A 9,910-nucleotide genomic window follows, 5' to 3' on the forward strand; every position below is an offset into this window, starting at 1 on the left:
AGCGGCGCGGGACGACGCCGCGCCTCAGTTGCGGACGAGTGTTATCCCATGCCCGGTGGCGGGTTCAACCTCGGGGCGCAGGCCCAGCATCGGCGCGATCCGGCGGATCACCTCGGCCCCCACGGGCACCGCCGTCCAGCCGGCGGTGCGGCGCGGCTCGCTGCCGGAATTTTCCGAAGGTTCGTCGAGGGACAGGATGAACACGTATTTCGGATCGTGCGCCGGGAAGATCGAGGCGAAGGTGGCGATCACCTTGTCGTCATAATAGCCGCCGCCGGTGGGAATCGGCTTGTCCGCGGTGCCGGTCTTGCCGCCCACGGCATAGCCCGGCACCTCGCCGAAGCTGGCGGTGCCCTTGGTCACGACCCCGCGCAGCAGCGCCCGCACCGTGGCCGAGGTCTGTTCCGAGATGACGCGCGGCCCCACGGGGACCTGGTCCTGCTTCAGCAGCGTCGGCGTCACCCGGGTGCCCCCGGCCGCGACGGTCGCATAGGCGGCGGCCAGATGCAGCGGGCTCGCCGACAGGCCGTGGCCATAGCTGATGGTCATCGTGGTGATGTCGGGCCAGCGCGCCGGCACGATCGGCCGCCCCGTCGGCGCCTCGACCATCTCGATCGGCGTCGGTTCCAGCAGGCCGAGCGCGCCGAGGAAGGATTTCTGCCGTTCCGCCCCGATCAGCAGCGCGATCCGCGCCGTACCGATGTTCGAGGACTTGAGGATGATGTCGGTCACGCTCAGCCGCGCGCCGTAATTGTGGAAGTCGCGGATCCGGTGCTTGCCCCAGATCATCGGCGACTGCGTCTCGATCATCGTGTCGGGCGAGACGAGGCCCAGTTCGATGGCCTGCGCCACCGCGAAGATCTTGAAGGTGGAGCCGAGTTCATAGACGCCCTGCACCGCGCGGTTGAACAGCGGGCTGTCCGACGGGTCGCCCTTCACCGCCGGCGCGGGCCGGGTGTTGGGGTCGAAATCGGGCAGCGAGGCCATGGCGACGATTTCGCCGGTATGGGCGTCCATCAGCACCGCCGAGGCGCCCTTGGCGTTCATCAGCTTCATGCCGCCGTCGAGCACTTCCTCGATGGTGGCCTGGATCCCCAGATCCAGCGACAGTTGCAGCGGCTGCCCGCCATTCGCCGGGTCGCGCAGCCATTTGTCGAAGGTGGCCTCTACCCCGGCGGTGCCGATCACCTCGGCCGAATGCACGCCCTCGCGGCCGAAACTCGCCCCGCCCAGCACATGCGCGGCCAGCGCGCCATTGGGATAGATCCGCATCTCGCGCGGGCCGAACAGCAGGCCCGGATCGCCGATGTCATGCACCGCCTGCATCTGTTCGGGGCTGATCTTCTTCTTGATCCACAGAAACTTGCGGCTGCCGGTGAAATCCTTCTCCAGCTGTGCCGCGTCGAGATCGGGGAAGATGCGCGCCAGCTCGCGGGCCGAATGCAGCGGATCGACCATGATCTGCGGCTGCGCATAGAGCGAATGGGTCACGAGGTTGGTGGCGAGGATGCGGCCCTCGCGGTCGACGATGTCGGCGCGGGCGGCGACGATCGGCGCGCCGGCGGTGGCGGTGCGCGGCTCCACCGGCTCGGTTGCAGCCAGCAGCCCCATCCGCGCGCCGATCACCGTGAAGGCCGAGAAGAACACCAGTCCCATGAACAGCAGCCGCCCCTCGGCCCGCAGCCGCGCCTTGTCGCGCAGCGCCTCGTGCCGCACGCGCAGGTTCTCGCGTTCGATGGCGTCGGGGTTCTCGCCCTTCTCGCGGGCGTCGAGAATGCGGGCCAGCGGGCGCAGGGGCGTGCGGGTCATGGCAAGGCCTCGTCAGTATCGGGTCCGGCCAGCGCCGGCTGCGGCAGCGCGCCGAAGGTTTCGACCGGGTCGGTGACCGGCGGCAGCCCGGGCAGCGGATAGGGCACCTGCGCGGGCGTGCCGAACTGCGCCGCGGTCAGCGGCAGCAGTTGCAGCCGTTCGAAGTTGATCTCGGCCAGTTCCCGCAGCCGGTCGGGGCGGTTCAGATAGGCCCATTCCGCCTTCAGTACGCCGAGGCTTTCGCGCAGATGGCCGATCTCGGATTGCAGCGCCTCGATCTCGGCGATCTTGGCCTGGGTGCGGTAATTCTCGCGATAGGCCCAGAAGGCGAGACCCATCACCGCCAGCGCGGTCAGGACGAAGAACAGGCTGCGCATCAGTGACCCCCGTCTTTCTGCGAACGCCGCTGCGGCGCGCGGGTCAGCCCCGCGTCCAGCGCCGGTTGCGGCAGGCCCATCGCCGCCCGGTCCGACCGCCCCGCCGGCGCATCGGTGCGTTCCGCGACCCGCAGCTTGGCCGAACGGGCGCGCGGATTCGCGGCCAGTTCCACGTCATCCGGCCCGATCGCGCGGCGGCTGAGCAGGCGGAAGGCCGGGTCCGGGCCGGTGCGGCCGGGGGCATGGCGGCTGCCCTGCCCCTCGCCGCCCGAGCGCAGCTGCAGGAAGCGCTTGACCACGCGGTCCTCCAGCGAATGGAAGGTGACCACGGCCAGCCGCCCGCCGGGCTTCAGCGCGCGTTCGGCGGCCTCCAGCCCCTCGATCAGCTGGCCGAATTCGTCGTTCACCGCGATGCGGATCGCCTGGAAGCTGCGGGTGGCCGGGTGGCTCTGTCCCGGCTTCGGGCGCGGCAGGCAGGATTCGATCACCCGCACCAGTTGCAGCGTGGTCTCGAAGGGTGCGGCCTCGCGGGCGCGAACGATGGCGCGGGCGATGCGGCGCGCGGCACGATCCTCGCCATAGTGATAGATGACATCGGCCAGCACCGCCTCCGACGCGGTGTTGACCAGGTCGGCGGCGCTGTCGCCCTGCCCGCTCATCCGCATGTCCAGCGGCCCGTCCTTCTGGAAGGAAAAGCCGCGTTCGGCCTGGTCGAGCTGCATCGACGACACGCCGAGATCCAGCACCACCCCGTCGAGCGGTTCGCCCGCCAGCGTGTCGAGATCCGAGAAGGTGCCCTCGACCAGGCGCAGCCGGTCGCCCCAGTCGCCGCGCCACGGCTCGGCCATCGCAAGGACCGACGGATCGCGGTCGACGCCGATCACGCGGTCGGCCCCGGCCGCCAGCAGGCCGCGCGCATAGCCTCCCGCGCCGAAGGTTCCGTCGAGCCAGATCCCGGACACCGGCGCCACCGCCTGCAGCAGCGGGCGCAGCAGCACCGGGATGTGCGGATTCTCCGCGACCATCAGCCGCCCTTCTTCGCCAGAAGCGAATAGATGTCGAAATCGTCGTCGCGGTCGCCCAGCCAGCTGTCGATCCGCGCCTGATCCTCGGCCTCGAAGGTCTCGGGTTTCCAGATCTGGAAGGTCTGGCCGCCGCCGATGAACTTGGCCTCGCCGTCGAGCGCGATCTTCTCGCGCAGGCGCTGCGGCAGCACCAGACGGCCGTCGGGGTCGATCTCGGTCATCACCGCCGCGCCCAGAACCATGCGTTCCAGGATCCGCCGCTCCATCGAGCCGCGCTCCATCGCCGCGATCTCGGCGGCGAGCGCCTTGAAGTCGCCGGCGGTGTGGCATTCGAGATAGGATTGCTTCGGCCCGCCATAGACCACGGCGATCTTCGGGCGCAGGCCTTCGGTCCAGTCGGGATCGTTCTGTTCCAGTTCACGGCGATAATCGGCGGGGATCGACATGCGCCCCTTGCCGTCCACCTTGAAGGTGTATTCGCCGATGAACATGCCGGCCATCGGGCCGCGCTCCTTCGTTTCACTGCCCATCCGCCGGGGTGCGCAGTCCCCGGAGGAAAAACGGCGGACCGGGCTGCTGCCACTGCCCGATCCGCCGCCCTCGTCCCATCACTGGGTGTCCGGCTACGCGCGCCACCTGGGGGGATGTCTGCTCGCCCGCGCGCCGGATCTCTGGTTGTCGATGAGTCGGGTGCCTGTATGAAGCCTGCTCTTGTCGCCGTTGGGGTCTTGCCGCCCCGTTCCCGTGATCATCGTGTGAATAGGGATGCCACGGGATTACATGGGAAGCAATGCCATTCTTTGGGTATCGAGGCCGAACAAGGCTGGCGCGACCGGGAGGCGTTCGCGCAGAAACAACGACTTAGGTGACAGCAACGCACAAAATGTCGCGCTATACCCTAAAGGGACACCCGCATGTAGATGCCGTGAGGGAGCGAGATTTTTCCCGTGCGATCCCGCCACCGCCGCGGAAGCCGGGCTTGCTTACCGCCACCCGTTGCAGCTTCGCCACGCTTTTCGCTCCGATTCACGGAATTCTGGCCCCGACTCACGCCGATTCACGAAGCCGGGAGCGCGGGAACGAACATCTGTCCCGTGATTTCCCATGAGCTTCCCGGGTCGAACAGGCGTCGTGAGTCGCGGCGCCAGCCCCGGCCGGCCCGGCCAGACGCATCGTCGGAAACGGCAGTGAGGTGGGCGGCAGCCCTCAGGCCACGCCGCCGTCGATCAGGCCGCGGGCAAGGCGGGCATAGGCCTCGGCCACCGGCCCCTCGCCCGCGGCGGCCGGAATGCCCGCATCCCCCGCCAGCCGCACGTCGAGGCTGAGCGGCAGCTCGCCCAGGAACGGCAGGTCCAGCTTCGCCGCCTCGGCCCGCACGCCGCCATGGCCGAAGATATGCGCCTCGTGCCCGCAATTGGGGCAGACATAGGTGGACATGTTCTCGATCAGGCCCAGCACCGGCGTCTTCAGCTTGCCGAACATGTCGATGGCGCGGCGCGCATCCAGCAGGGCCACGTCCTGCGGCGTGGACACGACGATGGCGCCGGTCAGATGCGTGCGCTGGCACAGCGTCAGCTGCACGTCGCCGGTGCCGGGCGGCAGGTCGACGATCAGCACGTCGAGCTCGCCCCAGGCCACCTGCCCCAGCAGCTGCTGCAGCGCGCCCATCAGCATCGGCCCGCGCCAGACCACCGCCTCGTCCTCTTTCAGCATCAGGCCGATGGACATGACCGTGACGCCATGCGCGGTCAGCGGCAGGATCGTCTTGCCGTCGGGCGAGGCGGGGCGCCCGCTGACGCCCATCATCCGCGGCTGGCTGGGCCCGTAGATGTCGGCGTCGAGCAGCCCGACCCGCCGCCCCTGCCGCGCCAGCGCGACCGCGAGGTTGGAACTGACGGTGGACTTGCCCACCCCGCCCTTGCCCGAGGCGATGGCGAGGATCCGGTCGATGCCCGCCACCCGCTGCGGCCCGGTCTGGCCCGGGGCCTGCGGCGTCGGGTGGCCGCCGATCTTCAGGCTGGGCGGCGCGGGGCGCGGCGCCGGGCCATGCGCCGTCACGACGATGGACACCGCCTCCACTCCCGGCAGGCGGCGCAGCGCGGCCTCGGCCGCGGCGCGCACCGGATCCATGGCCCGGGCGGCCTCGGGCGTCGGCGCCTCGATGACGAAGCGCACCGTTCCGCCCTCGACGGTCAGCGCCCGCACCAGATCGCGCGATACCAGCGTGCCGCCGCCGATCGCCGGCGGCAGTTCGACCCGGGAAAGCGCCTCGACGGCGGTCTGGGGCGACAGGGACATGGGGGCGGCCTCCTCTGAATTCGGGCGCAATGTGGCATTTCTGCCAGCGCCCACAAGGGCAACCGGGCCGGTTGCACCCGGATTGGATGCCGATCCCGGTAGAATCCGCGGCGGGGACCGCGGATCGTCCAGAGAATGGCTCGGGTCCGGTTATGCAGCCATCGCATGGCAGGATTGAGCCTCAAAGGGATTGTGCAGTTGCAGCATGAAGCGCATGTTAGCCCCAACAGCGCAGAACACACCGGCGCTTCACACTTACGATCCGAGGCTCACGACAATGGCACTGGCCAATTCCTACAACGGTTCCTACAGCTTCACGGAACGGCTCTCGTCCTTCGTCAAGGGCGTTCAGGAGTTCCGCCAACGCCGCCGCGTCTTTCACCAGACGCTGCGCGAACTGAATGCTCTGACGTCGCGGGAACTGGCCGATCTGGGCCTGAGCCGTTCGATGATCACCCGCGTCGCGGCCGAAGCGGCCTTCGGCGACAAGTAATTCGCTTTCCTGGGCTCCTCCTCCTCCCTGAGCCCTGGAATCCGCGGCGGTCCCCTCCTCCTCCCTGGGACCGCCGCACCAGATACCGGGACGAAAGTCCCAGCCGGCACGCGATGGCTCTCCTCCTCCTCCCTGAGGGCCACGTGACGAAGGCGGCGGTCCCCTCCTCCTCCCTGGGACCGCCGCTCTTCACCCCGCCGGAACGGAATGCGCGGCTGGCCCTCCTCCTCCCTGGCCGGTCGTGATGAAGGTCGGCGGCACCCCTCCTCCTCCCTGGGTGCCGCCGTTCCCTTCGCAAGGAATGCGTCGGCCCCTCCTCCTCCCTGGGCTGGCGTTACAACGGTGGCGGCGCTCCCTCCTCCTCCCTGGAGCGTCGCCAGCCGTCACCCCGGTCGCCAATCTGGGCCGGTACAGGATACGGTGGCCCCCTCCTCCTCCCTGGGGTCGGCGTTCAGAACGGCGGTGCCCCTCCTCCTCCCTGGGCGCCGCCGTTCGCTTTTCAGGCATCCCCGTCTTTCAGGCATCCCCATCGTCGCCTATGGCGTCACGCCCTGCCGGACAGGACAGGGGGCGCGAAGGCTATCTGCCCTCACGCCCCCTGTTCGCGCCCCGTCGGGGCTGGATGCCGGTTATGGCAGGACGAACTTGTTGAACCGGCTTTCCTCGCCCGACGCCGTCATGTCCTGGTAGAGGAATTCCAGCTTGCGGTCGTCGAAGATGCTGAAGAATTCGTCCCAGCCGATTTCCTCCAGCTGGTCCTCGGGCTCGCCGAAGTCGAAGCGCAGGATGCCGCCTTCGCCGGTGCCGTCCGTCACCTTCGAGGGCCGCCCGCCCCGGGCCGTGGCCCAGTTGCGGATCGTGTCATGGTCGCGCGTGGTCTTCGCTGCGGTCATCGGTGCCTCCTTTGGTTCACCCACAGGAAACGCCCGCCGCCGCGCGCCGTTCCAGCCCGCGCCCCGCAGCTTCGGCACGGCCTGTCTTTCCCGAACGGCACCTCTTCAGAACGGCACGTCGCCCGCGTCCACGGCGGCCACGACATAGCCCGCCAGCACCTGCTTCGGCCCGGTCTGTTCGAACTCCACTGTCAGCTTGTCGCCCTCGACCGCCGTGACGTGGCCATAGCCGAACTTGCGGTGGAACACCCGGTCGCCCAGATCGTGCGGCGACACCGCGTCGAGGTCGATCACCGTGTGACGCGCCTCGCGCGGCTGGCTGACGGGACGGTTGCCGGCGCGGTCCTGCATCCGCTTCCAGCCCGGCGAGTTGTAGACATCGGCCCGCGCCGCCCGCGCCTCGACCGCCGAGGCGCCGAAGATGCCGCCCGCCCCGGCCGAGGCCGCGCCCGCCCAGGCCCCCGCCGCGCCATAGCCGCCGCCATAAAGCCCCGGCGGGGTCAGCACCTCGACATGCGCCTCGGGCAGTTCGTCGATGAATCGCGACGGCATCTGGCTTTGCCACTGGCCATAGACCCTGCGATTGCCGGCAAAGCTGATCGTGCACAGTTCCTCGGCCCGGGTGATGCCGACATAGGCGAGCCGGCGTTCTTCCTCGAGCCCCTTCAGACCGGATTCGTCCATCGACCGCTGGCTGGGGAACAGCCCGTCCTCCCACCCCGGCAGGAAGACCACGGGGAATTCCAGCCCCTTCGCCGCATGCAGCGTCATCAGCGTGACCTTCTCGGCCGCGTCCGTCTCGTTGTCGAGGATCAGCGCCACATGTTCGAGAAAGCCCTGCAGGTTGTCGAACTGCTCCAGCGCCTTGACCAGTTCCTTCAGGTTTTCCAGCCGGCCCGGCGCCTCGGGGGTCTTGTCGTTCTGCCACATCTCGACATAGCCCGATTCCTCCAGAATCGCCTCGGCCAGCCGGACATGGGAATGATCCTCGGCCGGGGGCACCGCATCGTCCGGCAGTTCGATCAGCGCATCGTCCTCACCCGTGGCCGGGGCCGCGGTGGCGGGCGATGCCGCCCTCACCGCCGCATGCCAGCGATCCACATTCTCGACGAAGCGGCGCAGTTCCACCGCCGCCTTGCCGGTGACGAGGCTGGCCGCCACCGCGTGGCGCGCGCCTTCCAGCAGGCTGGACCGGTCGCCGCGCGCCGTGGTCTGCACCACCTGCTGCGCCTTGTCGCCGATGCCGCGCTTCGGCACGTTCACCACCCGCTCGAAGGCGAGGTCGTCCTCGGGGCTGACGGCGAGGCGGAAATAGGCCATCGCGTCGCGAATCTCCTGCCGCTCATAGAAGCGCGGGCCGCCGATCACCCGGTAGGGCAGGCCGATGGTCAGGAACCGGTCCTCGAAGGCGCGCATCTGGTGGCTGGCGCGGACGAGGATCGCCTGGTCCGACAGGGCGACCGGGTCCATGCCGCGCGTGCCCCGCTGCAGCGCCTCGATCTCTTCGCCGATCCAGCGGGCCTCCTCCTCGCCGTCCCAATGGCCGATCAGGCGCACCTTCTCGCCCTCGTCCAGATCGGTCCACAGCGTCTTGCCCAGCCGTCCGGCATTCTGCGCGATCACCGAAGAGGCGGCGGCGAGGATATGCGGCGTGGACCGGTAGTTCTGTTCCAGCCGGATCACCCGCGCGCCCGGGAAATCCTTCTCGAACCGCAGGATGTTGCCGACCTCGGCCCCCCGCCAGCCATAGATCGACTGGTCGTCATCGCCCACGCAGCAGATGTTGCGATGCACCTGCGCCAGCAGCCGCAGCCACAGATATTGCGCGACGTTGGTGTCCTGATACTCGTCCACGAGGATGTAGGTCAGCCAGCGCTGATACTGCGCCAGCACATCGGCATGGGTCTGGAAGATCACCAGCACATGCAGCAGCAGGTCGCCGAAATCGACGGCGTTCAGGCTGCGCAACCGCTCCTGATAGGCGGCATACAGCTCCGTCCCGCGGTTGTTGAACGCCGAGGCCTCGGACGACGGCACCTTTTCCGGCACCAGCGCGCGGTTCTTCCAGCCGTCGATCAGCCCGGCCAGCTGCCGGGCGGGCCAGCGCTTCTCGTCCATGTCGGCGGCGGCGATCACCTGCTTCAGCAGGCGGATCTGGTCGTCGGTATCGAGGATGGTGAAGGTGGATTTCAGCCCCACCAGCTCGGCATGGCGGCGCAGGATGCGGACGCTGATCGAATGGAAGGTGCCCATCCAGGGCATCCCTTCCGCCGCATGGCCCAGCAGGCGGCCGACGCGGTCCTTCATCTCGCGCGCGGCCTTGTTGGTGAAGGTGACGGCGAGAATCTCGTTCGGGCGGGCACGCCCCGTCGCCAGCAGATGCGCGATCCGCGCCGTCAGCGCCTTGGTCTTGCCGGTTCCGGCACCGGCCAGCATCAGCACGGGGCCGTCCAGCGCCTCGACCGCCGCGCGCTGCGCGGGGTTCAGGTCGTCCAGCCAGGGATGGCGCGCGGGGTCCATGCCCATCGCGCGCTGCGACAGGCTCGCCCGTGCCCCCGGCCCGCCCGCCGGCGGCACGGCCCGGGCCGCAGCCTCGAAGGCGTCGTCTTCGTCGAAACCGTTCATGCCCCCAATCTAGCGCCGATCCCGGGCCGAGGGAAGGCACGGGTTCCCGGAATGTTCGCGCCGGCCGCGACCGCGCGCTGCCGGATATCTTTGCACAGCCCGCCGGCTGTGCCTGCGAAGATTGCAAAATCATGACAGCGGGGCTTGCGCTGCATCGCGGCATACCGGAAGCTGCATCCGCATAAGGAGTCTGGGGGGTTCCGGGCCCGGCAATGTCCGGTGCGAACCCCGATGCGGAGGGGCAGATGACCGAGTTCAAGAAGATCCTGATCGCGAACCGTGGAGAGATTGCGATCCGGGTTATGCGTGCGGCGAACGAGCTCGGGAAGAGGACGGTTGCCGTCTATGCCGAGGAAGACAAGCTGTCGCTGCACCGGTTCAAGGCGGACG

9 protein-coding genes are annotated in these 9,910 nt (G+C 69.0%); 2 read left to right on the forward strand and 7 right to left on the reverse strand.

Annotated features, from left to right (window positions below; all coding sequences use genetic code 11):
• Positions 1 to 24 precede the first annotated feature (24 nt).
• The 5 genes from EEY80_RS08330 to EEY80_RS08350 all read right to left on the reverse strand — a co-directional run bounded on the left by EEY80_RS08330 (position 25) and on the right by EEY80_RS08350 (position 5,509).
• Positions 25 to 1,809: a peptidoglycan D,D-transpeptidase FtsI family protein gene (locus EEY80_RS08330; protein WP_126976120.1), complete on the reverse strand. Its 1,785-nt coding sequence runs from the start codon at positions 1,807 to 1,809 to the stop codon at positions 25 to 27.
• Positions 1,806 to 2,186 (reverse strand): cell division protein FtsL, encoded by a 381-nt coding sequence (ftsL, locus tag EEY80_RS08335; RefSeq protein WP_126976121.1) that lies wholly within the window; start codon positions 2,184 to 2,186, stop codon positions 1,806 to 1,808. The genes EEY80_RS08330 and ftsL overlap by 4 nt, the downstream gene beginning before the upstream one ends.
• Positions 2,186 to 3,211, reverse strand: a complete 1,026-nt coding sequence (gene rsmH, locus EEY80_RS08340; protein ID WP_126976122.1) for a 16S rRNA (cytosine(1402)-N(4))-methyltransferase RsmH — start codon at positions 3,209 to 3,211, stop codon at positions 2,186 to 2,188. Before rsmH ends, ftsL begins: the two co-directional genes overlap by 1 nt.
• A complete protein-coding gene (gene mraZ / locus EEY80_RS08345) occupies positions 3,211 to 3,711 on the reverse strand; it encodes a division/cell wall cluster transcriptional repressor MraZ (protein WP_126976123.1) in 501 nt (166 codons plus the stop codon). Before mraZ ends, rsmH begins: the two co-directional genes overlap by 1 nt.
• A gap of 706 nt (positions 3,712 to 4,417) precedes the next feature.
• Positions 4,418 to 5,509: an Mrp/NBP35 family ATP-binding protein gene (locus EEY80_RS08350; RefSeq protein WP_126976124.1), complete on the reverse strand. Its 1,092-nt coding sequence runs from the start codon at positions 5,507 to 5,509 to the stop codon at positions 4,418 to 4,420.
• Between the two features lie 277 nt (positions 5,510 to 5,786).
• Between EEY80_RS08350 and EEY80_RS08355 the strand changes: the two genes are divergently transcribed.
• Positions 5,787 to 6,002 carry a DUF1127 domain-containing protein gene (locus EEY80_RS08355; RefSeq protein WP_126976125.1) on the forward strand — a complete coding sequence of 72 codons (216 nt, stop codon included), beginning with the start codon at positions 5,787 to 5,789 and terminating at the stop codon, positions 6,000 to 6,002.
• Between the two features lie 629 nt (positions 6,003 to 6,631).
• On the opposite strand, the gene EEY80_RS08360 is transcribed toward EEY80_RS08355, so the two are convergent.
• Together EEY80_RS08360 and EEY80_RS08365 are read right to left on the reverse strand one after the other, a co-directional pair.
• Complete coding sequence (locus tag EEY80_RS08360; RefSeq protein ID WP_126976126.1) at positions 6,632 to 6,895, reverse strand: hypothetical protein; 264 nt, start codon at positions 6,893 to 6,895, stop codon at positions 6,632 to 6,634.
• A 105-nt stretch (positions 6,896 to 7,000) separates the two neighbouring features.
• Positions 7,001 to 9,520: an ATP-dependent helicase gene (locus tag EEY80_RS08365; protein ID WP_126976127.1), complete on the reverse strand. Its 2,520-nt coding sequence runs from the start codon at positions 9,518 to 9,520 to the stop codon at positions 7,001 to 7,003.
• A 245-nt stretch (positions 9,521 to 9,765) separates the two neighbouring features.
• Here EEY80_RS08365 and EEY80_RS08370 point away from each other — a divergent pair.
• Positions 9,766 to 9,910, forward strand: a 145-nt coding sequence (locus EEY80_RS08370; protein ID WP_164738188.1) for a biotin carboxylase N-terminal domain-containing protein, incomplete at its 3' end; no start/stop codon positions are given.

Origin of the sequence: Frigidibacter oleivorans (assembly GCF_003993775.1) — a bacterium.
Lineage (GTDB): Bacteria > Pseudomonadota > Alphaproteobacteria > Rhodobacterales > Rhodobacteraceae > Frigidibacter > Frigidibacter oleivorans.

Excerpts from the sequence above, each read along its gene's own strand:
- ftsL (WP_126976121.1), bottom strand. The coding sequence starts at position 2,186 with ATGCGCAGCCTGTTCTTCGTCCTGACCGCGCTGGCGGTGATGGGTCTC.
- EEY80_RS08365 (WP_126976127.1), bottom strand. The coding sequence starts at position 9,520 with ATGAACGGTTTCGACGAAGACGACGCCTTCGAGGCTGCGGCCCGGGCC.
- EEY80_RS08355 (WP_126976125.1), top strand. The coding sequence starts at position 5,787 with ATGGCACTGGCCAATTCCTACAACGGTTCCTACAGCTTCACGGAACGG.
- mraZ (WP_126976123.1), bottom strand. The coding sequence starts at position 3,711 with ATGGCCGGCATGTTCATCGGCGAATACACCTTCAAGGTGGACGGCAAG.
- EEY80_RS08350 (WP_126976124.1), bottom strand. The coding sequence starts at position 5,509 with ATGTCCCTGTCGCCCCAGACCGCCGTCGAGGCGCTTTCCCGGGTCGAA.
- EEY80_RS08330 (WP_126976120.1), bottom strand. The coding sequence starts at position 1,809 with ATGACCCGCACGCCCCTGCGCCCGCTGGCCCGCATTCTCGACGCCCGC.
- rsmH (WP_126976122.1), bottom strand. The coding sequence starts at position 3,211 with ATGGTCGCGGAGAATCCGCACATCCCGGTGCTGCTGCGCCCGCTGCTG.
- EEY80_RS08360 (WP_126976126.1), bottom strand. The coding sequence starts at position 6,895 with ATGACCGCAGCGAAGACCACGCGCGACCATGACACGATCCGCAACTGG.